At 55.4% G+C, this 26,336-nt stretch carries 22 protein-coding genes and 1 pseudogene; 12 read left to right on the top strand and 11 right to left on the bottom strand.

Features of this window, described 5'->3' with window-relative positions; translation table 11 throughout:
- The first annotated feature begins 68 nt into the window (after nucleotides 1–68).
- From AC2FIC_RS15145 to AC2FIC_RS15110, 8 genes are all read left to right on the top strand, one after another.
- On the top strand, nucleotides 69–1,274 hold the full coding sequence (locus tag AC2FIC_RS15145; protein ID WP_496692084.1) for a methionine gamma-lyase: 1,206 nt from the start codon (nucleotides 69–71) through the stop codon (nucleotides 1,272–1,274).
- An 11-nt stretch (nucleotides 1,275–1,285) separates the two neighbouring features.
- Nucleotides 1,286–3,661 carry a thiamine pyrophosphate-binding protein gene (locus AC2FIC_RS15140; protein ID WP_496692085.1) on the top strand — a complete coding sequence of 792 codons (2,376 nt, stop codon included), beginning with the start codon at nucleotides 1,286–1,288 and terminating at the stop codon, nucleotides 3,659–3,661.
- Nucleotides 3,662–3,993: 332 nt separating this feature from the next.
- Nucleotides 3,994–5,385, top strand: coding sequence for an MATE family efflux transporter (locus tag AC2FIC_RS15135; protein ID WP_496692086.1), 1,392 nt, complete (start codon nucleotides 3,994–3,996; stop codon nucleotides 5,383–5,385).
- Nucleotides 5,382–5,813 carry a glyoxalase superfamily protein gene (locus tag AC2FIC_RS15130; RefSeq protein ID WP_281973536.1) on the top strand — a complete coding sequence of 144 codons (432 nt, stop codon included), beginning with the start codon at nucleotides 5,382–5,384 and terminating at the stop codon, nucleotides 5,811–5,813. Before AC2FIC_RS15135 ends, AC2FIC_RS15130 begins: the two co-directional genes overlap by 4 nt.
- A 114-nt stretch (nucleotides 5,814–5,927) precedes the next feature.
- Nucleotides 5,928–6,293 carry a hypothetical protein gene (locus AC2FIC_RS15125; RefSeq protein WP_496702827.1) on the top strand — a complete coding sequence of 122 codons (366 nt, stop codon included), beginning with the start codon at nucleotides 5,928–5,930 and terminating at the stop codon, nucleotides 6,291–6,293.
- A gap of 115 nt (nucleotides 6,294–6,408) precedes the next feature.
- On the top strand, nucleotides 6,409–6,789 hold the full coding sequence (locus tag AC2FIC_RS15120; RefSeq protein WP_496692088.1) for a DUF4345 domain-containing protein: 381 nt from the start codon (nucleotides 6,409–6,411) through the stop codon (nucleotides 6,787–6,789).
- Nucleotides 6,790–6,824: 35 nt separating this feature from the next.
- Nucleotides 6,825–7,664 (top strand): DUF302 domain-containing protein, encoded by an 840-nt coding sequence (locus AC2FIC_RS15115; protein ID WP_496692089.1) that lies wholly within the window; start codon nucleotides 6,825–6,827, stop codon nucleotides 7,662–7,664.
- A gap of 71 nt (nucleotides 7,665–7,735) precedes the next feature.
- Nucleotides 7,736–9,313 carry an arylsulfatase gene (locus AC2FIC_RS15110; protein WP_496692090.1) on the top strand — a complete coding sequence of 526 codons (1,578 nt, stop codon included), beginning with the start codon at nucleotides 7,736–7,738 and terminating at the stop codon, nucleotides 9,311–9,313.
- A gap of 106 nt (nucleotides 9,314–9,419) precedes the next feature.
- Here AC2FIC_RS15110 and tnpB read toward each other — a convergent pair whose 3' ends face one another.
- Nucleotides 9,420–9,773, bottom strand: a complete 354-nt coding sequence (tnpB, locus tag AC2FIC_RS15105; protein ID WP_496692091.1) for an IS66 family insertion sequence element accessory protein TnpB — start codon at nucleotides 9,771–9,773, stop codon at nucleotides 9,420–9,422.
- Between the two features lie 647 nt (nucleotides 9,774–10,420).
- Nucleotides 10,421–11,812 (bottom strand): aminotransferase family protein, encoded by a 1,392-nt coding sequence (locus AC2FIC_RS15100; protein ID WP_281995847.1) that lies wholly within the window; start codon nucleotides 11,810–11,812, stop codon nucleotides 10,421–10,423.
- 243 nt (nucleotides 11,813–12,055) lie between these two features.
- On the opposite strand from AC2FIC_RS15100, the gene AC2FIC_RS15095 reads away from it, so the two are divergent.
- A complete protein-coding gene (locus AC2FIC_RS15095) occupies nucleotides 12,056–13,684 on the top strand; it encodes an acyl-CoA synthetase (protein WP_496692092.1) in 1,629 nt (542 codons plus the stop codon).
- Here AC2FIC_RS15095 and AC2FIC_RS15090 read toward each other — a convergent pair.
- The 7 genes from AC2FIC_RS15090 to hmgA all read right to left on the bottom strand — a co-directional run bounded on the left by AC2FIC_RS15090 (nucleotide 13,681) and on the right by hmgA (nucleotide 20,342).
- A complete protein-coding gene (locus AC2FIC_RS15090) occupies nucleotides 13,681–14,016 on the bottom strand; it encodes a DOPA 4,5-dioxygenase family protein (RefSeq protein WP_281973544.1) in 336 nt (111 codons plus the stop codon). The genes AC2FIC_RS15095 and AC2FIC_RS15090 overlap by 4 nt on opposite strands.
- An 88-nt stretch (nucleotides 14,017–14,104) precedes the next feature.
- Nucleotides 14,105–14,743: a maleylacetoacetate isomerase gene (maiA, locus tag AC2FIC_RS15085; RefSeq protein WP_282022213.1), complete on the bottom strand. Its 639-nt coding sequence runs from the start codon at nucleotides 14,741–14,743 to the stop codon at nucleotides 14,105–14,107.
- Nucleotides 14,744–14,762: 19 nt separating this feature from the next.
- Nucleotides 14,763–14,960, bottom strand: coding sequence for a DUF2783 domain-containing protein (locus tag AC2FIC_RS15080; RefSeq protein ID WP_142639098.1), 198 nt, complete (start codon nucleotides 14,958–14,960; stop codon nucleotides 14,763–14,765).
- A 5-nt stretch (nucleotides 14,961–14,965) separates the two neighbouring features.
- A complete protein-coding gene (locus AC2FIC_RS15075; RefSeq protein WP_496692093.1) occupies nucleotides 14,966–16,576 on the bottom strand; it encodes an FAD-dependent oxidoreductase in 1,611 nt (536 codons plus the stop codon).
- Nucleotides 16,577–16,703: 127 nt separating this feature from the next.
- On the bottom strand, nucleotides 16,704–17,654 hold the full coding sequence (locus tag AC2FIC_RS15070) for an MBL fold metallo-hydrolase (protein ID WP_496692094.1): 951 nt from the start codon (nucleotides 17,652–17,654) through the stop codon (nucleotides 16,704–16,706).
- 10 nt (nucleotides 17,655–17,664) lie between these two features.
- Nucleotides 17,665–18,921: a fumarylacetoacetase gene (fahA, locus tag AC2FIC_RS15065; protein WP_282022216.1), complete on the bottom strand. Its 1,257-nt coding sequence runs from the start codon at nucleotides 18,919–18,921 to the stop codon at nucleotides 17,665–17,667.
- 65 nt (nucleotides 18,922–18,986) lie between these two features.
- The gene (gene hmgA, locus AC2FIC_RS15060; protein WP_496692095.1) at nucleotides 18,987–20,342 is read right to left on the bottom strand and encodes a homogentisate 1,2-dioxygenase; all 1,356 of its coding nucleotides are present in this window, start codon (nucleotides 20,340–20,342) and stop codon (nucleotides 18,987–18,989) included.
- A 58-nt stretch (nucleotides 20,343–20,400) separates the two neighbouring features.
- On the opposite strand from hmgA, the gene AC2FIC_RS15055 reads away from it, so the two are divergent.
- Entirely contained in the window at nucleotides 20,401–20,853 is a 453-nt protein-coding gene (locus AC2FIC_RS15055; protein ID WP_142639108.1) for a MarR family winged helix-turn-helix transcriptional regulator, read from the top strand.
- Between the two features lie 61 nt (nucleotides 20,854–20,914).
- Nucleotides 20,915–22,153 carry an adenylate/guanylate cyclase domain-containing protein gene (locus tag AC2FIC_RS15050; protein ID WP_282022217.1) on the top strand — a complete coding sequence of 413 codons (1,239 nt, stop codon included), beginning with the start codon at nucleotides 20,915–20,917 and terminating at the stop codon, nucleotides 22,151–22,153.
- A gap of 270 nt (nucleotides 22,154–22,423) precedes the next feature.
- Here AC2FIC_RS15050 and AC2FIC_RS15045 read toward each other — a convergent pair whose 3' ends face one another.
- On the bottom strand, nucleotides 22,424–22,813 hold the full coding sequence (locus AC2FIC_RS15045) for a hypothetical protein (protein WP_496692096.1): 390 nt from the start codon (nucleotides 22,811–22,813) through the stop codon (nucleotides 22,424–22,426).
- 367 nt (nucleotides 22,814–23,180) lie between these two features.
- Here AC2FIC_RS15045 and AC2FIC_RS15040 point away from each other — a divergent pair.
- Nucleotides 23,181–23,682 (top strand): annotated as a pseudogene (locus AC2FIC_RS15040) (tyrosine-type recombinase/integrase).
- 547 nt (nucleotides 23,683–24,229) lie between these two features.
- Here the strand turns inward: AC2FIC_RS15040 and AC2FIC_RS15035 are convergent.
- Nucleotides 24,230–26,209 (bottom strand): NHL repeat-containing protein, encoded by a 1,980-nt coding sequence (locus tag AC2FIC_RS15035; protein ID WP_496692097.1) that lies wholly within the window; start codon nucleotides 26,207–26,209, stop codon nucleotides 24,230–24,232.
- Nucleotides 26,210–26,336: the final 127 nt, after the last annotated feature.

Genomic DNA, 26,336 nt, shown 5'->3' with positions numbered 1-26,336 from the left:
GACATTTTTGGAATATTTTGCCACTCGTGTCGTCATACTCTGCTTCTTGAAAACCAAGGAGTCACCCAATGCGCAACCGCCCCGACAGCTTTTCCACTCTTGCCATTCACCATGGCTATAACCCGATGGAAAACGAAGGTGCGTTGACGCCTCCGCTGCATCTGACCTCGACATTCGCTTTCGAAACCGCGGAAGCAGGCGGAGCGATGTTCGCGGGCGAGCAGGCAGGGCATGTTTATTCGCGCATCTCGAACCCGACTTGCGATTTGCTGGAGCAACGCATCGCGGTGCTTGAGGGGGCAGAGGCAGGATTGGCCCTGGCCTCGGGGATGGGGGCGATCACCGCAACGATGTGGACTCTTCTTGCCCCGGGGGATGAGGTCATTCTCGACAAGACGCTCTATGGCTGCACATTTTCCTTCATGCGGCACGGGCTGGCAAAATTCGGTGTGACAGTGACCCATGTGGATCTGACGGAGCCGGAAAACCTGACAGCGGCGATCAGCGGAAAAACCAAGGTGGTCTATTTTGAAACACCCGCCAATCCGAATATGCGCCTTGTAGATATCCAGTCTGTATCAGCCATTGCCCATGCCAACGGCGCCTACGTGGTGGTGGATAATACCTATGCCACGCCCTATCTGACCCAGCCAATCAAACATGGCGCAGATATCGTTCTGCACTCGGCGACGAAATATCTAGGCGGTCACGGAGATGTTGTTGCAGGGTTGCTGGCCGGATCGGCCGAGCTGGTGACTGAAATCCGCCTCTATGGGATGAAGGATATGACCGGCGCGGTCATGGCCCCGTTTAACGCGATGCTCATACTGCGCGGCCTCAAGACACTAGAATTGCGCATGGATCGGCATTGCAGCAGCGCTGCGACTATCGCCGAATATCTGGAGCAATCCGCCGGTGTGCGAAAGGTCTGGTATCCGGGACTGAGCAGTTTCGAACAGCATGATGTCGCGCAGCGGCAGATGTCCAAATTCGGCGGCATGATTGCATTTGAACTGGATGGCGGTCTGGAAGCAGGGCGCGCGATGATGAACAGTATGCAAATGATCACCCGCGCCGTATCATTGGGAGATGCTGAAACATTGGTGCAGCACCCGGCCAGCATGACCCACTCTACCTATACGCCTGAAGAACGCGCCGCACATGGCATCAGCGATGGGCTGGTCCGCCTCTCCATTGGTCTGGAGGGGATCGACGACGTGATCCACGATCTCGAACAAGCCTTACCAAGACCCCCTGTCCGCAGCGCAGCTTAAGGAAATTGACCATGTCCATTGATCTCAAGACAATTGAACAACGTCTGCTGTGGCTGTCCCACTGGATGATCCACCATGCGAACCACATTCGGCCCAAGGCTGACGGGATCAAGGTTGGCGGGCATCAGGCGTCTTCGGCGTCGATGGTGTCGATCATGACTGCGCTTTACTTTCAGACCCTGCGCCCGGAAGACCGGGTTGCTGTCAAACCACATGCTTCGCCGATCTTTCACGCGATTCAGTATCTGATGGGAAACCAGACCCGTGAGAAGTTGGAGAACTTTCGCGGATTTGGTGGCGCGCAAAGCTATCCTTCCCGCACGAAAGATATCGATGACGTGGATTTTTCGACCGGTTCGGTGGGCCTTGGCGTTGCTATCACCTCGTTTGCGTCACTTGTGCAGGATTATGTACAGGCCAAATCCTGGGGCGATACGCAAAAGCTTGGACGCATGATCGCATTGGTTGGCGATGCTGAGCTGGACGAAGGCAATATCTATGAGGCCCTGCAAGAGGGATGGAAGAACGATCTGCGTAATTGCTGGTGGATCATTGATTATAACCGCCAGTCATTGGACGGTGTCGTGCGTGAAGGACTGTTCCAACGGATTGAGAAAATCTTTGACGCCTTCGGATGGGATGTTGTGCGGGTTAAATACGGCGCTTTGCAACGCGCTGCGTTTAAAGAGCCGGGCGGAGAGAAGCTGCGTCAATGGATTGATCAGTGCCCCAACCAGCTCTACTCGGCACTGACCTTCATGGGGGGCGCGGTGTGGCGCGAGCGACTGATGGAAACCCTCGGCGATCAAGGCGACGTAAGCGCGTTGCTTGATGCGCGCAGCGATGACGAACTGGCCGCTCTGATGGAAAATCTGGGTGGGAACTGCGTCACCACCATGGCAGATACCTTCGCCGCAATAGATCACGACCGCCCGGTCTGTTTCCTTGCCTATACGATCAAGGGCTGGGGGACGCCGATTGCTGGCCACAAGGACAACCATGGTGGGTTGATGAACAAGACTCAGATGGCCGAATGGAAGAAATTCATGGGTGTTACTGAAGGTGATGAATGGGAGCGCTTTGCCACCATCGCAGACCCGGCAGCGTTTGAGAAAATGCTGGCAAAGACGCCCTTCTTCGCCAGCGGGCCGCGCCGATACTCAGATGACGTTATCGACGTCCCCTCAGTTGAGTTGGATCCGGGTCGTGAAATCTCGACTCAAATGGCATTCGGCAAGATTCTGGATGACCTGTCCAAAGGCAACAGCGCGCTGGCCGAGCGGATCGTGACGACCTCTCCGGATGTGACCGGCACAACCAATCTTGGCCCTTGGGTCAATCGCAGGAAACTGTTTGCGCGCACCCATCAATCCGACACTTTCAAGGCTGAAAATATCCCCTCCACCGCGAAGTGGGAGTTTACACCAGATGGTCAGCATATCGAACTTGGCATTGCTGAAATGAACCTGTTTTTGCTTCTGGCGGCGGCAGGGCTTTCGCACTCGGTTTTTGGCAAAAGGCTTATTCCCATTGGAACGGTCTATGATCCTTTTGTGTCCCGTGGCTTGGATGCGTTGAATTACGCCTGTTATCAGGATGCCCGTTTCATGATCGTGGGCACGCCCTCTGGCGTCACTTTGGCGCCGGAAGGCGGGGCGCATCAATCAATCGCTTCGCCGCTGATTGGCATGTCGCAAGACGGGTTGGCCGCATTTGAGCCCGCCTTTGCGGATGAATTGGCAGTCATCATGGAATGGGCCTTTGCCTATATGCAAAAAGATGGCGAGGGAGATCCCGATGAACGCACGTGGTTGCGCGACGAGACCGGCGGTTCGGTCTATTTACGTCTGACGACCAACCCGATTGAGCAGCCCGGTAAACGCGTGGATGACGATTTCCGTCAGGGGGCCATCGACGGTGCCTATTGGCTACGCAAACCGGGACCGAACTGCGAAGTTGTCATTGCTTATCAGGGCGCGGTTGCCCAGGAGGCCATCAGGGCAGCGGGCCATATCGCCCAGGGGCGGCGGGATGTTGGCGTTCTGGCAGTGACCTCTGCCGACCGGTTGAACGCCGGCTGGACTGCAGCGCAACGGGCGCGCACAAATGGCATTCGGGGCGCTGAGGCACATATCGAAACGCTGCTGGCAGATGTGCCGCGCGACTGCGCATTGATCACAGTGATCGACGGACACCCGGCAACGTTGTCCTGGTTGGGTGCCGTTCATGGCCACAAAACGATTCCGCACGGTGTGGAGCATTTCGGCCAAACCGGGTCTATTGCGGATTTGTACCGTCATTTCCGCATTGACGCCAACACGTTGATCCAATCAGCTGGCGAATTGTCCCATGGTCGTAAAATCCCTCCGATTGTGGCTATAGCATAGCAGCAGCAGACATTGGTTCACGTTGCTGCGTCTCTAACTATGGGCTCTCCTGTCGCCACTCTCTGCGGAGCACTTCTACTGGTGGTTAGAGCCCATTTTATCGACTTTCTGCAACGCGGCGTAAATCAGCTTCCGCAAAATCGGATGCAGTCTAACCGCTTGACGACAGAAAAATTTCAGATTAGCCAACGTACAGGCTGTAGACGCCTGCCTCCCGCTGACTTTTGTCTTGGTTAAGTTCTGCGACGTAATTCTCTATCTACCTCTTTCCGCATATCGCGCGGATGGTAATGCGGGTCCCATCTCAAATTGCGCGATCAGGCAAGAGAGATATGACCGATAGCCCCACTAATACATTCACCGATGGGCCGCTTGGCACCATCTATTCTAGGACCGCACTCCCGATAATTTTCGTGATGGGAATGAATGGGCTTCTGTCTGTTGCAGATGCGCTGTTTCTGGGCATTTATGTAGGCCCTGATGCGCTGGCTGCGGTCACGTTGATGTTCCCGATCTACATGTTGATTGTGGCGCTTTCCACGCTTGTGGCGAACGGCATGTCGAGCCTTCTGGCGCGATCCCTTGGCGCGGGTGACATGAACGGCGCGCGTGCCACGTTTGCTGGCGCACATGGGCTGGCAATTGGATTGGGCGCAGTTCTGATAGTGTTGTTCCTTCTATTGGGCCAGCCAGTTGCATTGCTGGCCGCTGGTGGGTCAGAGACTTTGGCGCAGATGGGGTTGGTCTACCTGCGGATTACGGTGTTCTTCTCACCGCTTTTGTTCGTGTTGTCGGTAAATTCTGATGCGCTGCGCAACGAAGGGCGCGTGGGCTTTATGGCCGCGATGAGCCTGCTGGTTTCGATTGCAAACATGGGGTTCAACTACGTACTCATCGCCGTTCTGGACATGGGCGTAGCTGGGTCAGCCTATGGAACTGCGGCGGCACAGGCGCTCGCGTTTGCTATCATTTTTGCGTACCGATTGTTTGGGGAAACATCGCTGCGTCCTGCGACCTTGCTGTCCCATTCCGTATGCGGAAAATGGGGGCGGATCCTCGCACTGGGTGCACCACAAAGCCTCAATTTCATTGGACTAGCTCTCGGGTCGGCCGCGATTATCTCAGCCCTCCAATGGATTGGTCGCCCGGGTTACGCCGACACAATTACTGCTTACGGGATCATCACGCGGGTCATCACCTTTGCTTTCCTGCCACTTCTGGGCTTGTCGTTTGCAATGCAGACGATCACGGGCAACAACTATGGTGCTGAACTTTGGCAAAGGTCAGATGCAAGCCTGCGCATGGCACTTTGGGTCGCGTTTGTTTATTGCGCAATCGTGCAGGCCGTTGTGATTAGCATGCCTAGCCGGATCGCCAGCGCGTTTGTAGACGACACGTCGGTCATTGCAGAGGTTGCGCGCATCTTGCCGGTAATGACATGTGTCTTTTTCCTGTTGGGCCCGTTGATGATGATTGCGACCTATTTTCAGGCGATTGGATCTGCAGGAAAGGCAGCCCTTCTAGGGCTGACAAAACCTTATGCATTTGCGATCCCGTTGACGTTTCTGTTGCCCTTCTGGTTTGGCGAAGTTGGCATCTGGTATGCGGGTCCGCTGGCCGAAGTGATGATGTTGGGTCTTACTGTTGTAGTGCTTTGGCTCTCCGCCCAAGACCCAGAGCTAAAATGGGGCATTTTCCACACCAAAAAAGGAGTGGCGTCATGAACACGCAATTTCCGTCAGCTACGCAAGCTAAGGATCAAGCTAAGCGTTTGCGCACAAAATTGACCGAGGAAGGTGCATCGATTGGCCATGCCAAGTCCCTCGAGTTGGTCGCCCACCAACACGGGTTCCGCGATTGGAACACGATGTTTGCAGCCATCGGAAACGGACCACCCAAGGGATGGGCCATCGGTGACAAGGTCAGCGGAACGTATCTATCGCAACCGTTCACGGGGCATGTGGTCTCTATTTCGATCATGAAACCAGGATGGTTCCGGTTAGAGGTGCACTTGGATGAAGCCGTAGACGTTGTCACATCCGAAGGCTTCTCAAATTTCCGCTCGCGCATTCGTGGTGTAATTGGTCCCAAAGGACATTCTGTTGAACGGACAAGCGACGGGCAGGCGCACCTTCAAATCAATTTATGCTGACAGGGAAATCCGGTTCTTAAATTTGTCAGCGGCTGTTGGCGCGATTAAAGCCGATGGCCGTCTAGTCTAGCAACCTGCGAATATGTCGTATTAAAAATTCTGCGCAATCGACGAATGGCAGATTTTGCCGCTGCCCTGCGACGGCGGAACCTGACCTCTTACGGCGATTTTCGTGCTGCGAGCGCGCGCAGCAAAAATACTGAAGGTACAGGTTGGGCTCAGTACCGACCTCAGATGCGGCGCGGCATCTGCCAGATCCGCAGAGCTAGCATCGTAGCAGATGGCCCAAAGGAGACATCCATCTTCCTCGACGGCGCCGCAATGCAGCTTCATCAGACCGGCCATTCGCTGCGCAGCAACATCAACTGGCGGATTAAGGATCAAGTCGCGGGACAAAGCGGTAATACGTCTCATGGTACATGCGTGACTGAGTTGGGGACAAAGCCTGATATGCAGGTCGTGCCTGCGGTATTATCCTAACGTCCCGCGTAAGTTTCCGGCGGTAAGGAAATTGACCATGGTTCTGAGTTGCCCAACGCGGAATCGACAGTATATTCTATCTGGCTCTTGTAGAGGCAGCCAAAAGGGAAATTCCTTGTCTGGCCGTTTTGTTTTGTTGCTCGCATCCGTTGGGTTGTTCCCGATCGCACTGTCTTATGGCGCGATGCCGTCGGCGAGTGTGCCGATGTTGCTGGGATTTCCAGTCGACACGACAGAGCTCACCCACATCTTCCGGGCAATTATGGGGCTGTATCTGGCGATGTTGATGTTTTGGATTGCCGGGGCATTCAAGCCCGCCCTTACAAACGCCGCCCTTTGGAGCCTGTTCCTCTTCATGGCCGGGCTCGCCGCTGGCCGACTGCTGAGCTTTTTGGTCGATGGCTTACCAAATTTCTTGCTGGTGTTCTACTTTCTGGCAGAAATCCTTTTCGCAGCTCTGGCTCTGCTTCGTTTGCGTCAACAAGGCGCGGTTTGATCAGGAGGGTCAACTTGGGTATCCGAAACACTCTGTTGGCCGCTGCGCTGGCATTAACTCCGATCTCCGCCGATGCAGATGATACACTGCAAGCCGACACCGATATTTTGTTCGAAGCAGTGGCAGAGGCGGTGACAGATGCCAAAATGGCAAGGGTGATCGAGATAGATCATGCCCGTTTGGCGGCTGGCGAAGGCGTGGAGATGCCACCGTCGAGAGTTTTGCTTTTCTCTGATCCCGGCGTGAACGCTGCCATCCTGAGCGAGAACATTCGTGCGGGGTTGGATCTGCCCTTCAGGGTGTTGTCATACGGCGACGAGGCTAAGCCGTCCTTGTCTTACACGTCCTCTGCATTCATCGCCAAACGTCACGGACTTGAGGGGTCAGCGGCCCTTGCTGCCTTTGATGAGCGCCTGCAAGCGGTACTGCGCGCGGTAGATGGCGCAGATCCGAGCCCGATTCCCACCGATGCTGTCGAGCGTGATTTTGGCATTATTGAAATTGCGTCGGCGTATGGCGTTGCCGAAACGGTTGCGCGCCTCGAAAAAGCAGTGACCGCGCAAACAGATACAATTTGGTTCGGCGAGATCGATTTTATGAAAGAAGCTGCCGCGTTTGACGTTGCCCTTCCCGCCGCAAAGCTGCTGCTGTTCGGGGGGCCAGCGCCCGGTGGAGTCGCAATGGCGGATTACCCGGCGATCGGTCTTGATGCCTTTTGCCAGAAACTGCTTGTCTATGAAGGCACAGATGGCAACGCTGTGGTTCTGTTCAACGACATCGCCGCCTTTGCACAGCTCTACTATGGTAGCTCAATCGAGCCACACGCGATGCTCAACAAACGTTTAAGCGCGACATTTTCCGCTGCTGTACAGTAATTACGCGCTTATAAATTTGGGGCTATGAGGACGACCAGACGACCCCGATATGATGCAAGAAAGGATGATTCATGCAGAAACGCTTATCAATCGCGCGCACTTTCGTCGGAGCGGTCGTCGCTTCGGTTGCTGTCGCCGCAAGCGCAGTTGCTCAAGAGGACAAGCCAAATATTTTGGTGATCATGGCTGACGATGTCGGTTGGGCCAGCTTGGGAAGCTACCACCAAGGCGTCAAAAGCATCAAAACACCGAACCTGGACCAGCTTGCCGAAGCGGGAACGCGGCTGACGGACTACTACGCGGAACCGACCTGTACCGCAGGTCGCGCTGCGTTTTTGACGGGTCAGTTTCCTGTACGTGTCGGGATGCACACTGTTGGTCTTCCCGGTGATCCCGTGGGTCTGAGCAATGAAGACCCCACGCTTGCAAACATGCTAAAGGCCTTGGGGTATACCACCGGTCAATTCGGGAAAAACCACTTGGGCGACCAGAACCAGTTTTTGCCAACAACAAAAGGTTTCGACGAGTACTGGGGCTGGCTCTACCATTTGAATGCGATGGAATATACGTCGGACCCTGACTGGCCAGACGATCCCGAATTTAATGCCCAATTCGGTCCGCGCAACATCATACATGCCTTTGCAACCGAAGAACTGGATGAAACGGTGGATCCGCGTTGGGGCGTGGTCGGCAATCAGCGCATCCTGGACGATGGACCCGCGCCGCCCGAGCGTCAAAAGACGCTCGATGATGAGGTGACCGAAAAGACGATCGACTTTATTGATCGCGCTGTCGAAGCGGACACACCGTTTTTTGTATGGATGGCCCCGGCCAGAGCGCATGTTTGGACGCACCTGAGCCCCAAATACGAAGACATGCTGGGCGATGGGCGTGGGCTGCAGGACGTTGTGATGCAAGAGCTTGACGACAATGTGGGCAAAGTGATGGCGCGGCTTGACGAGCTGGGTGTCACTGACAACACAATTGTGGTTTTCACTGCTGACAATGGCCCTGAAACGATGACCTGGCCGGATGGTGGCACGACACCATTTCACGGGGAAAAAGGAACAACCTGGGAAGGTGGTTTCCGCGTTCCGGCGATTATCAAATGGCCCGGCAATGTTCCTGCTGGACGCGTTGCAAACGGCATTATGTCCGGTATGGACTGGATGCCGACGCTGGTGGCAGCGGCAGGTGGCCCTGACAACCTGCCCGAGGCGCTCTTGTCTGGATATGAAGGCTACACAGCACATTTGGACGGATACAACCAACTGTCGTATTTGACGGGAGGTGCCGAAAGCAACCGCGACGAAATCATCTACTACGAAGGCACGAGCCTTCAGGCCGTCCGCTACAGGGACTGGAAAGCCCATTTCGTAATCCAAGAGCATGGCTGGGCCGGACCAAAAGAAGAATTAAATGCGCCGATGTTGTTTAATCTGCGCCGCGACCCTTATGAAAAGGCCGCCGAAGAATCCGGGATGTATACCAAATGGATGGGGCAGAAGATGTGGGCGTTTGGACCTGCTGCGCGACTGGTGCAGCAACACCTTCAGACATTCCAAGAGTTCCCGCCGCGTGGCTCTGACCTGGCCAATCAAAGCCAAGTTGAGAAACAGGTTTCCAGCGAAGGCGGGATGTCTCAATAACGACTAGACACACACAATTCAGCACTTCGCCGTGGTGACGGCGGAGTGCTCCTTCCACTATCTCTCAAAATTCTGCTTTGGGCTTGGTATCGCCGTTCGCTGCTATTCACATCAGGGACTGATTGCAGTCCGAAGAGCGCGTTATCACACGCTTCGAATCAAGCCCTTCGAATAGGGCCTCAAACTGCGATTTGGTCATCGTCATCACCCCGTCACTGACGCGTGGCCATTCAAAACCTTCACCCCCGATCCGCTTATAGATCAGCACAAGACCCGCCCCGTCCCAAACTATGAGCTTCAGCCGGCCCGTGCGTGTCGAACGGAAAACAAATATGGCAACACAGCATGGATCGAGATCGAATTCATTCAGTACGATCGCCTCCAAACCACCCATACCTTTACGAAAATCGACTGGCTTGGTGGCGGCGTAGAATTTAAAGTTGCCAGCTGGTGAAATCATGAATGGCTATCCATCGCGAGTGCAATTTTGACCAAACAGTTCACCGGATAATTGGCAGGAAAGGCATGGTGCTTTCCCGGTGCGCCAGAAGATTGCGATTGTCAGTTTCTGGATCACGGCCTGGCTGCGTCTTTTCGTTAACTAGAACCTTCGAAAAAATTTGTTCTTCGTTCCGCGCGACGCTTCTGACCCGTGAAGATTTCACGCCTGACCTCCATTTGTAGACGAGGGATTGCGAAACGTTGCAATCCTCCATGATGTCACCAACAGTCAGTTCACCGAGATCAAGTTTGGTTTTGACAAACCGCTTGAAGCCGGGTGGCCAGACACGGCGTCCTCCCGCATGCACCTAAATGGTGAAACCATAGACTTAGAATGATTGCGGAACTTGCCTCGTTGCTGCCGCCTCTCGTTTTAGACAATATGCCATGGAAACAAGAGGCAGATCAGGGGCTAATTCAGGGGTCAGTTGCAACGCTTACGCTCAACGAATACATCAACGGATTCTACAATCCGGGCCGCCGACATTCAGCACTGAGCGGGAACATCCGGTCGCATATTAAGGGTTTGGGCATCCGTATTGAGAAAAAAACCGGCGCAAGCAGCGCCGGTTTTCATGGTCTCATCCTAAGAGACTGCTATCGGTGTCAGCCGAATACACGCCCCAGTGCGCCATCGACAGCATCGGTGATTTGGTCGATGTCATCCGCGGTGGCAATCAGCGCTGGTGAGAAGCACAGAGTGTTGTTCCGACCGGGGACCGAGCGGTTAGTTACGCCGATGATCACGCCTTGCGCCATGCAGTCGGCCACAACGGCCTGGGCAAGCTTCTCATCAACTGGCTCACGGGACGCGCGGTCTGCGACCAGCTCAGCACCCAGGAACAAGCCTTTGCCGCGTACATCGCCGATGACCTTGTGCTTTTCCATCAGCGCCTGAAGGTTGCCCGTCATCCGGTCGCCCATGGCCGTGCAGTTGCCCAACAGGTTTTCATCCTCGATAATCCGCATGTTCTCGATCGCGGCGGCCGGACCGGCGGTGCAGCCCCCAAAGGTCGAGATGTCGCGGAAATAGCCCATCGGGTCCGAGGCGTCTTCTTTGAACATGTCAAAGACTTCCTCAGTAGTTACCATGCAGGCGATGGCGGCATAGCCCGAGGCGACACCCTTGGCCATGGTCACGAAATCCGGCTTCACACCATATTGCTGATACCCGAACCAGGTACCGGTGCGGCCAACGCCACAGACGACCTCGTCAATATGCAGCAGGATGTCGTACTTCTTGCAGATCTCCTGCACACGCTGCCAATAACCCTCGGGCGCTTCGATCACGCCGCCGCCTGCGGTCACGGGCTCAAGGCACAGGGCGCCAACCGTATCCGGGCCTTCGCGCAGGATCACCTCTTCGATCTGATCCGCGGCCCATTCGCCGAAATTCTCTTCGGGCGCACCGTCCAGCTCGTGCTTGCGGTATTCCATGCAATGCGGCACGCGGATGAAACCGGGGGCGAAAGGCCCGTACTGCGCGTTGCGCTCGTCCTGACCACCTGCCGACATCGCTGCCAGGGTCGAGCCGTGATAGTCGCGGTCACGGTACAAAATCTTGGTCTTCTTGCCACCGTATTTCTTGTGGGCGATTTGGCGAACCATCTTGAACGCCTTCTCATTCGCCTCGCTGCCCGAGTTGGTGTAATACACGCGGCTCATGCCAGGCATTTTCTCGATCAGCTTTTCGGCGAACAAAGCACCTGGGATCGAGCCCGCCGAGTTGGCGAAATAGCACAGCTTCATCAGCTGGTCGTAAACCGCCTTACAGATCGATTCGCGGCCATAGCCGACATTCACAGTCCATACGCCGCCCGATACAGCGTCCAGATGCTCTTTGCCTTTTTGATCCCAGACACGCATGCCCTTACCTTCGACAATGATGCGCGGGTCGTTGGTTTCAAAGGGTTTATGCTGGATCAAGTGGTGCCAAATATGGGCGCGGTCGGCTTCGACGACGCGGGAAAGATCGTTTTCGTTGAACGTGCCGTCCATGACATGTCCTTTCAAAATTAGCGTGTGCACATCTTACAGAGGCGGTGTCGCCTCGGCTTGTATATTCGATGGCTCAGATCAGCGTGAATGGCCAGTACAAGATAGGGCCAGATCGGGTAGGTTCGTATCGCCAGTCGGGCACAGCACAGTTATTTGGCCGCCTCAGCCCGTATTTCTACGGGTTTGTCATGGGACTATGTTTGTGTTCAATTCGCGCAACTTGCGATTTGGGAGGATCCGCAGATGACAGGGGCCAACATATATGAACGCCACTTGGATCAATGTCAGGCGAATTATACGCCGCTGTCACCGCTAAGCTTTATCGAACGGACGGCGCAGGTCTACCCTGATTACCCGTCAGTTGTTTATGGCGTCCGCCGGTATTCCTGGGCCGAAACCTATACCCGTTGTCGTCGACTGGCGAGCGCTCTGGATAGGCGTGGAATAGGGCGAGGAGATACAGTTTCGATCATCGCAGCAAACATCCCCGAACTGTACGAGGCCCATTTTGGCGTTCCCATGGCCGGCGCCGTGCTGAACGCGATTAACACCCGGCTGGACGCGCCGATCATTGCCTTCATCCTGAACCATGCGGAAACCAAGGTGCTGCTGGTCGATCCGGAATTTTCTACGGTTGTGCAAGACGCACTGGAACAGGTTGATCACGATATTCTCGTCATCGATATCGAGGATCCCAGCTTTGATGGTGGCGAGAAACAGGGCAGTCTGACTTACGATGCGCTCTTGGCCGAAGGCGATCCCGAGTTCGCATGGTCCCTGCCAGCGGATGAATGGGATGCGATCACGCTGAATTATACCTCGGGCACCACAGGCAATCCAAAAGGGGTTGTGTATCATCACCGCGGTGCGGCCCTGAATGCCCAATCTGATCTGCTGGACTGGGGCATGCCCCGGCATTCAGTCTATCTGTGGACCTTGCCGATGTTCCACTGCAACGGCTGGTGTTTCCCTTGGGCCATGGCGGCAAATGCAGGGGTCTCGGTTTGCCTGCGGGCGGTTCGGGATGAGCCGATTTATGCCGCCTTCCGGGACGAGAAGGTCACGCATTTCTGCGGTGCGCCGATTGTTCTGAACATGTTGGCCAACGCGCCCGATCACCTTAAGGATTTCGATCACGAGATCAAAGTGATGACCGCAGGCGCTCCACCTCCGGCGGCTGTGGTTAAGAAGATGGAGGATATGGGGATCGAGGTTACCCATGTCTATGGCCTGACCGAGACTTATGGTCCGTCCGTGGTCTGCGCCTGGAAGGATGAATGGAACAGCAAAGAAGGCGAAGAACGCGCCGCTTTGAAGGTTCGTCAGGGTGTGCGGTATTCGGCCCTGTCCGGCCTTATGGTGGCCGACCCGGATACGTTGGAACCCGTGCCTGCGGATGGCGAGACGCTGGGTGAGATTTTCATGCAGGGCAATGTTGTCATGAAAGGTTATCTCAAAAACTCCGATGCCACGGACAAGGCGTTCCGGGGCGGTTGGTTCGCCTCGGGCGATCTTGGGGTGATGCATGCGGATGGATATGTCGCACTCAAGGACCGGTCCAAAGATATCATCATCTCAGGAGGTGAGAATATCTCATCGGTTGAGGTTGAGGATATCTTGTACAAGCACCCCGCCGTGATGGAGGCCGCCGTGGTCGCCCGCCCCGATGACAAATGGGCCGAAACACCATGCGCCTTTGTTGAACTCAAACCAGATGGGCAAGCGACAGAGGCAGAGATCATCGCGTTCTGCCGGGACAACATGGCCCATTTCAAGGTGCCTAAGACGGTGGTCTTCGGTCCTTTGCCAAAGACCTCGACCGGCAAGATTCAGAAGTTCAAGCTGAGAGATCAGGCGAAGGCATTGGGTTAAGGCTGGTCGAAGATCGACAGATCTAGATCCAGCATCTCACCCATCCAAATGGCGCGGTCGCGGTGGTCTGCTAGATGCTCGCCGGTTTCGGGATGGGTGAATATCGTCAACCCTTGCCGATTCAGCGTCAGCCAGGGAATGACCTGATCAAATGCGTCGGCTGCAAAGCCCAACTGGCAGCTCCACCTTGGATGTGGGCCTACATTGCGGGCGTGCATCCGCCCCATTGCAACTGGGAACAGGCGCACTGCTTCTTCACAGAGCTGCCGGGCGGTATCCTGCGTTTCTGCATCGAAATAGACATGGGCGTGATAGCCGATGATTTCGGGCATTGGGGCCTCCTGCATTTTGTTTTGAAGAACGTAAGGCAGGGGTCAGGCAATTCCCATTCGCATCGTCACACAGACCCTGTGCAGAGGATCAGGTGGGGGCGTGTTGATCGGGATGCGCTGCGGCAAAGGCTGGGTGTTTGGCGCAGGCGGCCTCGACGCCCAGGATACGGGGCAGGTCGGTCAGATCGACCTGATAGCGGCGGGCATTGTACATCTGTGGGATCAGGCACAGATCAGCCAGCCCTAGCTGCGGTCCAGTGCAATATGGGGTCTGTTGGAAACCGCCCAACTGGGCTTCGAACGCAAGCAGACCTGGTCGTATGAAATGGTTCATCCAGTTGCCAGGCATGCCTTCTGCATTCCCACTGAGCGCGGTTGCATGGCGTGCGACTGACAAATTGCAGACTGGGTGAAGATCAATGGCGATGGTTTGTGCCAGCGCCAGTGCTTGTGCGCGGATACCGGGTTCCGCAGGAAGCAACCCCAGACCCCGTGTCATGTCCAGATAGTCGATGATTGCCAAAGATTGCGTCAGCCGCAGCCCGTCAATCTCAAGCACAGGAACCAGCCCCTGCGGGTTGCGCCTCAGATGAGCGTCAGATTTGTGATCTCCGGCGACAAGATCGACAGACACCGCACGATAGGTGATGCCAGCCAAGTTTAACGCGATCCGCACCCGGTAGCTGGCCGACGAGCGCCAATAATCATACAGAACTACGCCACTCATCGCTGGCCTCCTGTTTACGTCAATTCTCGTTCAGCTTGGCGGCTTTTAGGGCTTCAGACAACACCTCGGCATTTCCGATATGGTTGGCTAGCACCAGTACCAGCCGCGCATTCAGCGCGTCGCTGTCGGTTTTATCCAGCCCGTCATGGGCGGCGATCAGTTCAAAATAGAAATCATCTGCATTGTCCAGATTAGGGGTGAGGATCAGTTGGGTCATCTCGCTTACTCCTTACCGGTGGCCCTGCGGATCGCCTGCCGGAATGCGTTTTCTTCGTACGTATCACGGCGGGCGGCCACGTGTTGATCGGGACGGATCAGATAAACCGCGCTGGTGGCATCCCCCAGATAGCGGCGCTTGAGCGCCAGGGTCGGATCGTCCTTAACGGACAACGCCAAGCGGGTTGCCTGAACCCCGTCTTCCTCAAGAGTGTCTGGTGCGTCGGCGTCAATCGTCAAAAGGGTAAACTTGCCCGCGAGTTTCGGCAGCAGGAACGCGGCGCCGAGGGGGGCATCCGGGCACGCAGCGCCGGGACGGGTAATATCTGGCCCGTTCAGCGCATCTGCGGAATTCAACGACGAGCCCGCATAGGTACAAGGTGTGCTCAGACGGCCGGAATTCACCAGAGGGCGCGCGAATTCGTAGTGCTCGCCCAGGTCAAGAACGGCGTCGCGCAACAGGCGGGACATCTGGGATTTCGGCGTGATGAAGTCGGTCGAGCGACTGGAATAGGCAATATTCTCATCAGCGGCCTGCACCCGTTCATGGCTGTAGCTATCCAGCAAATAATCGGGCGCTTTTCCGTCGATAACCAGCTTCAGCTTCCAACACAGGTTGTCCGAATCCTGCACACCCGAATTGGCCCCACGCGCACCAAACGGGCTAACCTGATGGGCGCTGTCGCCGGCAAACAGGACCCGGCCATACCGGAATCGCTCCATCCGGCGACACTGGAAGGTATAGATCGAGACCCATTCTAAATCGAATTCGACATCTTCGCCCAGCATCTCCTTGAGGCGCGGGATCACATTCTCGGGCCGTTTTTCCCGTTCCTTGTCGATATCCCAACCCAGTTGCAGGTCAATGCGCCAAACATTGTCAGGCTGTTTGTGAAGCAGGGCGGATTGCCCCCTGTTGAACGGTGGATCAAACCAGAACCAGCGTTCGGAAGGAAAGTCAGCCTCCATCACGACATCAGCTATCAGGAAGTTATCTTCGAACACGCGCCCGTCGAAATCCAACCCGAGCATCCTGCGGGCCGGAGAGTGCGCGCCGTCACAGGCGATCAACCAGTCGGCTTCTATGTTGTAGGGGCCTTCGGGGGTCTCTACCTCAAGCGTGACATGGTCCTCATGGGTGCCGATCGCCTCGACCCTATTGCGGCCGCGAATATCGATTGGCGCGCCTTCAGCTTGGAGTGCGCGCAAGCGGTCCACAAGGATCTGTTCTAGGTGATATTGCTGCAGATTGATAAATGCCGGATTGGCATAGCCTTGTTCTGGCTGCAAATTGAATTCATAGATCTGTCTTGTGTCGAAAAAGACCTTGCCGGTATCCCAAAGAACACCTTTCCGGACCAAGGGCTCTGCGCATCCAAGCCTGTCGGCTATGTCCAGCGTGCGCTGTGAAAAACAGATGGCCCGGCTGCCAAAGCTGACCTTGTCATTTTCGTCCAGAACGACAACCTCAACGCCCTGTTGTGCCAGATCAATAGCTGTGGCCAAGCCGATTGGCCCGGCGCCGATGACGATCACCTTGTGGCGTATTGGGGCTACGGCGTCCTGATCGGGATTTCGCGCGTAGGCGTAAAGCGGTATTTCGAAGATCTTGTTCATGGGGCTCTCCCATTGCGCTGCGCTGAGGGTCCTTTCCACCAGCCGTTCAGGCTCAGTGGTCCCGATCCCAGGGTCTCACTAATCCGTCCTGCGAAAAACGATCTGGATCAAATGCGACCGTATGTCCTTAACTCTGCAAGGCTTCCCACATCTCCAGATCTCGTTGGGCGGTCCAGATGCGCGGGGTGTCGATCCCGCGCGCCTCGTCATAGGCACGGGCGACGTTGAAGGGCAGGCAGTGTTCATAGATCGCGTAATCGGCGAATTTCGGGTCGCATTCGGCGCGCACCGCGTCCCATGCTTCTTTCAGGCTTCCTCCGCGCGCCGCGACCTTGGCTGCTGGACGATAGGTGCTGTCGACAAAATCGCGGGTGTTTTCGATGGCTGCATTGACCATGTCCTTGCCGACCAGGGCATCGCCACGGCCTGGCGCAATGGCGTCGACATCAAACCACTTGATCTCATCCAGTGTATCGCCCCAGTCGCCGAAATGCCCATCGCCGCAGTAACAGGCCGAGTGATACTCGACGATGTCACCGGTAAACATCACATTCTGATCGGGTACATGGATCACGATATCGCCTGCTGTATGTGCGCGGCCCAGATGCATCAGGTCAATCCGACGTTTGCCCAGATATACCGTCATGGTGTCGCTGAACGTGGTCGTGGGCCAGGTCAGACCGGGAATGCTTTCGTGCCCTTCGAACAGGCGCGGGAAACGCTGGAACTCACTGTCCCAATCTTCCTGTCCCCGTTCCACCACCATCGCGCGGGCCATGTCTGACATCATGATCTGCTGCGCCCCAAAGGCGCTGGCACCCAGAACACGGACGGCGTGATAATGGGTCAGCGCCACATGCGTGATCGGCTTGTCGGTGACCGAGCGCACGCATTCGATTACCTTGTTGGCCAAACGGGGCGTCGCCTGTGCCTCGACAATCATGACACTGTCATCACCGATGATGACGCCCGAATTCGGATCCCCTTCGGCGGTAAAGGCATAAAGCCCGTCTCCTACCTCGGTGAACGAGATTTTCTTTTCCGACATGTCCCCTTGGGACGCAAATGCCTTGGCCATTTCTGGTTCCTTATCGCGAATATGGGTTTTCGAGAGCGGGCAGCACGGTTCCGGCACATTCGCCAAATCCGATCGTGTACCCTTTCCCCTTGGCCGCCCCTGTCAGGGTCAGCGTGTCGCCATCCTCGATAAAGCTGCGGCTTTCGCCGGTCTCCAGCGTTAGCGGCTCTTTCCCGCCCCAGCTGAGCTCCAGCATCGAACCGCGCTCGGGCTTTGTCGGGCCAGAGATGGTGCCGGACCCCAGCAGATCGCCGGTGTTCATCGGGCAGCCCGAGGTCGTATGATGGGCCAGTTGCTGCGCGGCGGAGTAATACATCTGACTATAGTTTGTCCGCGCAATGGTCGTCGGGGCCTTGCCGTCCGGGGCCATGGTGATCGACAGATCAATGTCATACAGCATCGGGCCGGGTTCTTTGAGGTGGGCCAGCAACTCAAAATCCCGCTCGGGCGTGTCACAGCGGAAAGGTTCCAGCGCCGCCTTGGTCACGATCCATGGGCTGATCGACGTTGCGGTTGCCTTGGCCTGAAACGGCCCAAGCGGCTGATACTCCCACGCCTGAATATCGCGGGCGGACCAGTCATTCAGAAGGACATAGCCAAAGATATTGTCGTCGGCCTCTTGCACGGAAATTGGTCCGTCAGAGGGTGTGCCCACGATGGCGCCCATCTCAAGCTCGATGTCGAAACGACGGCTGGGAAGGAAGGCCGGAAGGTCCTGATCGGGGGATTTCAACTGACCCCAGGGGCGGCGGATATCTGTTCCCGACACCACGACCGAAGACGCCCGGCCATTATACCCGATGGGAATATGCAGCCAGTTAGGGGGCAATGCATTCTCTGGTCCACGGAACATGGTGCCGACATTTTGGGCGTGGTGCCGACCGGCGTAGAAATCGGTATATTCGCTGACGGCAAAAGGCATGTGCAGCTCGGCATCTGCCTGCGCCACAAGCAAAGGCGCGACGTCCTCTTGTGCCGCGCTGCCTTCGGCCAGCAGATCCATCAGACGGTTGCGCAGGGCGGCCCAAACGGCGGGGCCTTGCTCCATCAGTGGGTTCCAGAAAGGCAGGTCGAACAGCGGTTCGTCGTCCAGAACGACCAGGCCCTCGGCCTCGGCAGCTGTGACATCAAGGATCATGTCGCCGATTGCAACACCACAATGCGGGTCTTCGCCGCCTGTCGAAAACACGCCATAAGGCAGGTTGTTCAAAGGAAAAGGGTGATCGGCAGAATTGGCCGAGCTCACCCAGGATTTCTTCAATGGCATTTTGTCTCCAAACCTCTGTCAGGGGCCAAGATTTTTCGTCGAAAAATCTGCGACCTCAATCGGTATTATTTCTTGCCCGGTGTACCGTCGAACTTTTTCTCAAGCGACGTCCAGCAGTCAATGTAATCATCCTGCAGCGGGGCCTCGGTCGCTGCAAATGATGTCAGATGCTGCGGGAACCGGGTTTCGATCATGAAGGACATCGTATTATCCAACTTATCCGGTCCAAGGTTCGAATTCGACGCGTTGTCAAAGGCATCCTGGTCAGGTCCGTGCGGCAACATCATGTTGTGCAGACTCATGCCGCCGGGAACAAAGCCCTGTGGTTTGGCGTCATACTGGCCGTAGATGTTCCCCATCAGCTCGGACATGATGTTCTTGTGGTACCACGGAGGACGGAACGTATCTTCGGCCACCATCCAGCGTTCGCGGAACAGGACAAAGTCGATATTGGCTGTGCCCGGCTGTCCAGACGGCGCGGTGAGTACGGTGAAGATCGACGGGTCAGGGTGGTCAAACAGGATCGCCCCCACCGGGCAATATGTGCGCAGGTCGTATTTGTACGGGGCATAATTGCCGTGCCAGGCGACTACATCCAGCGGGCTTTGCCCAATCTTTGTGGTGTGGAACTGCCCGCACCATTTGACGGTGACGGTCGATGGTACCTCACGGTCTTCATAGGCCGCGATAGGTGCCTTGAAATCTCGTGGGTTAGCCATGCAGTTGGCGCCGATCGGGCCGCGTCCGGGCAGTTCGAATTTTTGCCCGTAATTCTCGCAGACAAAGCCGCGGGCAGGGCCCTCAAGAACCTCAACCCGATAGACCAACCCGCGCGGCAGAATGGCGATTTCCTTGGGCTCAAGGTCGATGATCCCCAACTCGGTCGCAAAGCGCAGGCGGCCTTCTTGCGGCACCACCAGCAATTCGGAATCGGCCGAGAAGAAATAGTCATTCACCATCGATTCGGTGACCAGATAGATGTGGCTGGCCATCCCGACCTGCGTATTCACATCCCCTGCTGTGGTCATCGTGCGCATGCCTGTCAGCCATGTCAGCCCATCTTGGGTATGAGCAACGGGGTCCCAGCGATACTGGCCCAGGCTGGTAACATCTGGGTCAACACAAGGCGCCGATTTCCAATAGGGCAGGTCGATCTTATCGTAGCGATGCGAATGCTTCACCGAAGGGCGGATACGATAGCACCAGGTGCGCTCGGGTGGGTTGGCGGTAAAGGCAGTGCCGCTCAGTTGTTCGCCGTATAGCCCATAGTTGCAGCGTTGCGGGCTGTTCATGCCCTGCGGCAGCGCACCGGGTAGGGCCTCGGTTTCGAAATCATTGCCAAAGCCGGGCATATAGCCCGGATGGGTGCCAGCGGGCGTACTGGCCTGGATCATTTTATGCGGGTCTGTCGGATGGTTCATCCTTGGCTCCTGCTGTTTTCTGCTTGTGAGATAATAGTTGATTTTGTAACTAACAAGCATGACAAAGACAGAAAGTACCGAAAGAGACGGGTTTGATCTGCTGGACTTCCTGCCCTATCTGCTGAACCGGGCAGCCGAGGAAAGCGCACTGGAATTTCAGCGTGTATACAAAGACCGCTATGGGATGCTGCGCACGGAATGGAGAGTGTTGTTTCATCTGGGCAATTACGGAGAATTGAGCGCGAAAGAAATCGGTCAACGCGCCCGGATTCACAAAACCAAGATAAGCCGCGCGGTCAGCAGGCTTGAGCAGCGCCGATTTCTTGTCAGAACCGTCAGCCAGACAGATCGCCGCGTTGAACATCTTGCATTGACCACGGCCGGACGGTCGGTTTATCGCGAATTGCGCGGTATTGCGCAGCAATATGATGCTCAGCTTGCCGCAATGTTCACAGAAAACGAGGCTACCTTGTTGCGCAAAATGTTGCGAAAGCTGGCTGATATGAATTGACCTCTGGTAATTCGAACCTTTCGCTCCCAGATGGAAGCCAGAGCGGACACAGGAATGTGAAATGACAGCCCCGAACCAAAACGCGGCAAAATCAAATGATCTGATCAACTGGCTGGTGACGCGGGGCCTTGAAGGTGCCGAAAAAGAAGAATTGCTGGATGGCTATTGCACCCGTCTGATTGAACTTGGTGTGCCCCTGATGCGATTTCACGCGGCGCAATCGGCGCTGCACCCGGTATATGGCGGCACCGGATACAGCTGGTATCAAGACACCGGCGGTGACTATCAAAAATTCGAGTATTCAGAAGAGACCAGAGAAGACTGGATGAGCAGTCCTCTATATGCGATTTTACATCACGATCTTGACGGCGTCCATGAACGCATGGTCGATCAGAACGAGCCCAGCCGCTATCCATTGATCAATGAATTACGCGAAGCTGGTGCGACCGAGTATTACGCTAAAGGTGTGAATTTCGATCCGCGGTCGCAGACCTCAAAAAAAGCCGTAGATGGAGTCCTGTTGTCGTGGGCCTCGAACGCGCCGGATGGGTTTCGGGAACAGGATCTTGACCTTATCAATACGGCCCTGCCCCATTTGGGCCTGGCACTAAAGTCAGCCTCGAACGCGCGGATATCCAAAGATCTGATGCGCGTCTACTTAGGTCGGGATGCTGGGCGGCGTGTTTTGTCGGGTGAAATTCGTCGCGGATCCCTACAGCAGATCGACGCCGTGATATGGAATTTCGACCTTGAAGGCTTTACCAGCCTGTCCGAGAATCTGCCCGGGATCGAGATCATCGATATGTTGAACGACTATCTGGCGGTTGCCGTTGGTGTCGTGCACGATAATGGCGGCAATATCCTGAAGTTCATGGGCGATGGACTGATGGCTATGTTCAATGTCGGCGAGATTGAAGAGGACGTGCAGGCGGCCTTGCAGGCGGTTCCCATGTTGCAGGACCGGATCGCTGAACTGAATGCGCAGCGCGAATCCGCTGGACTGCCGGTGGCCAACTTCACACTGGCCTTGCATGCGGGCGAAATTCTGTATGGCAATATCGGTTCTGAGACACGTTTGGATTTCACCGTGATCGGCCCAGCGGTGAATCAGGCCGCGCGTATCGCTGGCATGCATCGGTCCTTGGGGCAACGGATACTGATCTCGGATGACGTAGCCCGCGCGGCGCAGCCCTGCGATCAGGATCTGATCTCGGTCGGGCGCTATATGCTGCGCGGTGTGGCCGAACCGAAAGAGCTGTTTACGGTTTATAATGTTGCCGGAACGCAATCAGGCGTTTGAGCGTCCGGTTTGAGCCCATTCTGTGAATTCGGTTTTCTCGCTGCGTGCGCTCGCAGCACGAAAATCTCCACGGCCGCATCATTCTCAGCGCCGCTGCGCGGTGTGAAAACCGGCCATTCAAGCATGCCGCTGCGAGATTTACTTCCCAGATTTACAGGTTGCGGGACGAAGGGTAAATTCGCTGCGGTTGCGCCGATGTCCGTTTTACAGCAACGGCCAGAAAAATCTCGGTGAACAGCTAACTCGCATCGCATTTTGTATCCGACTAAATCAGCAGCTGAGTTCGACCTGCCAACCCGTAAATGGATGGCGTACATTGGGTCGGAGATTGCTCAATTCAAAGTTCTTCAAATCACCGAGGAAAAACCACTCCCCCGGTACAATTGTTGCGTCGCACCCCGTAATCTGCTCCGCGGCGGATTCGACATCACTTCCAGTATATGATCCGCGTTGCCTTGGGATGCCAACCAATGCCGCTGATCTGTCATCCGAAGTAGCGACCATAAATGAAAGACCATCTATTTCAGCCACTTGAGGTGCCGGATTGCTTTGAGATGCAGGAGTTTCTGACAGTGTAAAACCCTCTACTTCCGACGTGGGCGCGACATCACAAGATGCCAAAACCACCAGCGAAGCTGATAACAAAAGAGCGTTCTTCATACATTGTCCCATCGAGTCATCAAGAGTGAACTCCACCTGTTGGCGCTGGTATAGGCAAAGGGCTATTTCTATTCAAGACTACACGGCGCTACAGAATTTGATTTTGACCCAGTTCGTATGAGTCGCGGCTCCATCACTGCGTCCCTAAGTGAAAACCCTTTCACTCAAACACACACCTCGACTTTTAGTAGCAGTCATTCGCTGCACTGCAACAGCTAGGAAGGATTGGGCTCCTAGCTGCCGAATGCACCGGCAGAAATGGTGTTCTCGGCTGACTTCCGAGAGCAGGCATTCACTCCGTTTGTACGATAACTTCGTCAGCGCGGTGCTGATGTTCGGGGATGGAGGGAGGATCGGAGGGCAAATCATGCCAAGAGTCCAACTTCCCGCTGTCACTCCGAAACGAAAAGCCTGGAACAAGGGCCGGATTGTCGGCCAGAAACGGCCGCTGCTTCCGAAACAGGTTTGGGCTATCCGTGCGCGTGTCTGTTATCCAAAGCAAAACCAAGCGGCCCGTTCAGTTCGAACTCTCTGAAAACACGCGCGATACGATTGCCTCTTGGATCACGTCACCGGAAATGATCGGCTGCCGTTTCATGTTTCCCAGCCGGTTTCACGACCGCTCGCATATCTCAACACGCCAATATGGTCGACTTGTGCGAGATTGGGTGGCGGCGATCGGGCTGGAGCCCAGTGGATACGGTACCCATTCGCTGCGCCGGACCAAAGCAGCGGAGATATACCGCAAAACCGGAAATCTCAGAGCAGTTCAACTCCTGCTTGGACACACAAAGGTAGACAGCACTGTCAGATACCTTGGTGTCGAACTTAAAGATGCGCTGAGCATCGCCGAGCAGATCGACATTTGAACCACGTTAGCGGGCCGCACTTGCCGTTCGCCAATCCGGATCGGACTCACATTCGTGCCGCAGCGGTTGTTCGATTCAAGCCCGTATTGACCGATGCTGCGGCTTGTATATTTTGGTAATAAGGGCGGAATGCGGAAGTTCGCCGCAGACGCCAAAGGCAATTAGTACGGGAGTGGAAGCAGACGTTAACGGGAAGATGGCTCGACCAATTGAAAGCGAAGCGCCGACTGATTGAAAGTCCTAGCTGCCAGGGCGGTAACCGGACATTCGCTGCTGGTGCTAGGTGAGATTGCGTCAACGTGAAGAGCCGACATTCAAACAGCTGCGGATCAGGTGTTCGTTCTGAGATGCGAAAGGCCGCAGCATTTCTGGCCGGTGATGACGAAAGTGCCAGCAAAACAATCGCCAATGCCTCAGTTCTTAGCTGTCAGGTCTAATAGTGAAGGAGAACTTACGCCAACTTTCATCATCTAAATTTGTGGAGTTCGTAGCTCTTAGAGAACTCGAACTCCTGATTTTCCCGGTTCAGCCGTCAAGCTCGTGAAACCTACTGAACCTCGGGTGGAGTACGCACCGCGCCGATCAGTGGGTTCAATACTGGCTTCGCAATGCCGTAAATGACGACGATACCATCGCCTCCGCCCATAGTTGCCGTTCGACGATCAGGGTTTTTCTCTACTAGGGCGTCGACAACGTTCCAATTGTTCGCCATCCAAACGTTCCCGGCATCATCAACCATGATGTCAGTAGACTTTTGAAGGACACCACTACTGTAAGCGTGGATCAACTGACCAGTCTTGGTGCCTTCCGGGCAAGCATCTGTGCTCTGACCGCAGACCTGCATGAACCCCGTGCCGAAGAAGTTGCCAATGAATACTGTATCCTGTCCGTCTATTGACACACCCCAACCGGTGTTAATTTGCCCGTCAAGAAGGTTGGCCATGGCGACTGAGCCATCGGGCGACACCATCGTTAGATTTCCTGTCACCGGGTAGTCTTTTGCATTGTCCTTCATGTTCTGTAGGGAAACCTGAAACTCTTCGATAATGCTGGCACCAGCAGGAATCTTCGGAATGGGATAGCCGGGCGACATGTTTGCCCCGACCCAGACGTTTCCTTTCGAGTCGATACCCAGTCCACGCGGACCAATGCCGACTTCGATCTGCGTGGCATTTTCCGGTGTATCGGCCGAAAAACGAGTCATGGTCTTCCCACCGTTGTTTGTGACCCAAACGACGTTGTCATTGTCCACAGCCACTGCAAAGGGTCGTTTCAACCCGTCAACATTGACGATCTCGCCCTTGGTATGGTCTCCACCCGGAAACCGTATCAATTGGCTCAGCGTGTTGTCAGCGGCCCAAACATCCCCATTTGGCGCTGTCGCGAGGCCCTGAATTCCGCCAATGTCTCCGTTTACTTGTGCAGGCCCAAGAACGTTACCGTCGAGATCGAATACCCCGATTTTGTTGTTAAATGTTCCAACCCAAACCTTGTCGGACGAGACTGTTGTACCCCATCCGATCCCGTCCAGTCCTTGCCCGTTGTAGCCAGTGAGTGCCGGTGACAGTGCGTTGCCTCCTGCGTCCATCCGCACCACTCCGCCACCAATGGCGTTCTCAAGGCCGGACTGAGAGCCGGGCATCCAGTTTTGGCCACTCCACAATTGCCCCCTGTTATCGAACATCAGTCGCCCCGGAGAGTAGGTTCCACCGCCAACAAGGCGAACCATTAGTGCAAAATCATCAGGCACATAACTGAGGTACGGCAGGAAATCGGTATCCCGACGTTCTTCTCCATTCGGGTATGGGTAGGCATTGGTGAAGAGATCAAACAGCGCTTGATTGTTCTCATATGGACGGGTGGCCAGCTTCGCCAAAGCATCCAACGTCGAATTGCTTTCGCTAATTTTCAGGAAGTTGGAGCACATTCCGCGGGCTATTTGGGCCCCACATAGCGATGCAAGCGCCGCAAGCGTGTTCATCCGCGCAACGGTTTCCGACTTGGTAAGATTTGTTCCGTTTAGGACGGTATCTCCAAACATCCCATTTTCGACATCAACAAGATTAGCGACCTGAGAAGACCCGATCAGCAACCCATTCGCGGTTCCTGCGAGCCCACTCTCAACGTCGAACATGCCAGCAACGGGCCAGAGAGACCCAATAGTCGTCAGCTCACTGAGAATTACACTTTTACGCTGTTTCGCGTTCAAAACAGCCAACGCTTCGTATCGTGGAACTGAAACTCCCGAAATGTTACCGCCAATCGAGCGCAGATGGAAAACGCCACCGGCTATGTCTTCAATTTCTGAAAATGCCACGCTGCCCGAGTCATCAGACATCTCTATGGCGATCTCCTTTGCCGCCTGTCCCGGAAGCGAAGCCCAGAGTGAAACTTTGGCAGCGCCAACGGCCTTACCATCGGACAGCACGGTCGCGTTTAAGGTGTGACTTTCAGCGGAGACCCCGTGACCGAGCATGGAAAAACCAATGAATGCAGTCGCCAATAGACTGTTTATATTTTTTTTCACGCCTTCGAGCCTTTTGTCATGGGGATTCTTCAGATTGCCCGAAGATGCGTTATCTTGTGGCAGCGGTAAACAAGTTATTCTAGCTCCAAATCCAAAAGGCTACCGCCTTTCAAACAGGATCGACAAA

It is taken from the genome of Ruegeria sp. CDSC079, assembly GCF_059610505.1.
The sequence above is the reverse complement of the archived record's forward strand: the minus strand, read 5'-3'. Positions and strand labels throughout refer to the sequence as shown.

Coding starts and splice junctions, on each gene's coding strand:
- AC2FIC_RS15145 (WP_496692084.1), top strand. CDS start 69: ATGCGCAACCGCCCCGACAGCTTTTCCACTCTTGCCATTCACCATGGC.
- AC2FIC_RS15140 (WP_496692085.1), top strand. CDS start 1,286: ATGTCCATTGATCTCAAGACAATTGAACAACGTCTGCTGTGGCTGTCC.
- AC2FIC_RS15135 (WP_496692086.1), top strand. CDS start 3,994: ATGACCGATAGCCCCACTAATACATTCACCGATGGGCCGCTTGGCACC.
- AC2FIC_RS15130 (WP_281973536.1), top strand. CDS start 5,382: ATGAACACGCAATTTCCGTCAGCTACGCAAGCTAAGGATCAAGCTAAG.
- AC2FIC_RS15125 (WP_496702827.1), top strand. CDS start 5,928: ATGGCAGATTTTGCCGCTGCCCTGCGACGGCGGAACCTGACCTCTTAC.
- AC2FIC_RS15110 (WP_496692090.1), top strand. CDS start 7,736: ATGCAGAAACGCTTATCAATCGCGCGCACTTTCGTCGGAGCGGTCGTC.
- tnpB (WP_496692091.1), bottom strand. CDS start 9,773: ATGATTTCACCAGCTGGCAACTTTAAATTCTACGCCGCCACCAAGCCA.
- AC2FIC_RS15100 (WP_281995847.1), bottom strand. CDS start 11,812: ATGGACGGCACGTTCAACGAAAACGATCTTTCCCGCGTCGTCGAAGCC.
- AC2FIC_RS15095 (WP_496692092.1), top strand. CDS start 12,056: ATGACAGGGGCCAACATATATGAACGCCACTTGGATCAATGTCAGGCG.
- AC2FIC_RS15090 (WP_281973544.1), bottom strand. CDS start 14,016: ATGCCCGAAATCATCGGCTATCACGCCCATGTCTATTTCGATGCAGAA.
- maiA (WP_282022213.1), bottom strand. CDS start 14,743: ATGAGTGGCGTAGTTCTGTATGATTATTGGCGCTCGTCGGCCAGCTAC.
- AC2FIC_RS15080 (WP_142639098.1), bottom strand. CDS start 14,960: ATGACCCAACTGATCCTCACCCCTAATCTGGACAATGCAGATGATTTC.
- AC2FIC_RS15075 (WP_496692093.1), bottom strand. CDS start 16,576: ATGAACAAGATCTTCGAAATACCGCTTTACGCCTACGCGCGAAATCCC.
- AC2FIC_RS15070 (WP_496692094.1), bottom strand. CDS start 17,654: ATGGCCAAGGCATTTGCGTCCCAAGGGGACATGTCGGAAAAGAAAATC.
- fahA (WP_282022216.1), bottom strand. CDS start 18,921: ATGCCATTGAAGAAATCCTGGGTGAGCTCGGCCAATTCTGCCGATCAC.
- hmgA (WP_496692095.1), bottom strand. CDS start 20,342: ATGAACCATCCGACAGACCCGCATAAAATGATCCAGGCCAGTACGCCC.
- AC2FIC_RS15055 (WP_142639108.1), top strand. CDS start 20,401: ATGACAAAGACAGAAAGTACCGAAAGAGACGGGTTTGATCTGCTGGAC.
- AC2FIC_RS15050 (WP_282022217.1), top strand. CDS start 20,915: ATGACAGCCCCGAACCAAAACGCGGCAAAATCAAATGATCTGATCAAC.
- AC2FIC_RS15045 (WP_496692096.1), bottom strand. CDS start 22,813: ATGAAGAACGCTCTTTTGTTATCAGCTTCGCTGGTGGTTTTGGCATCT.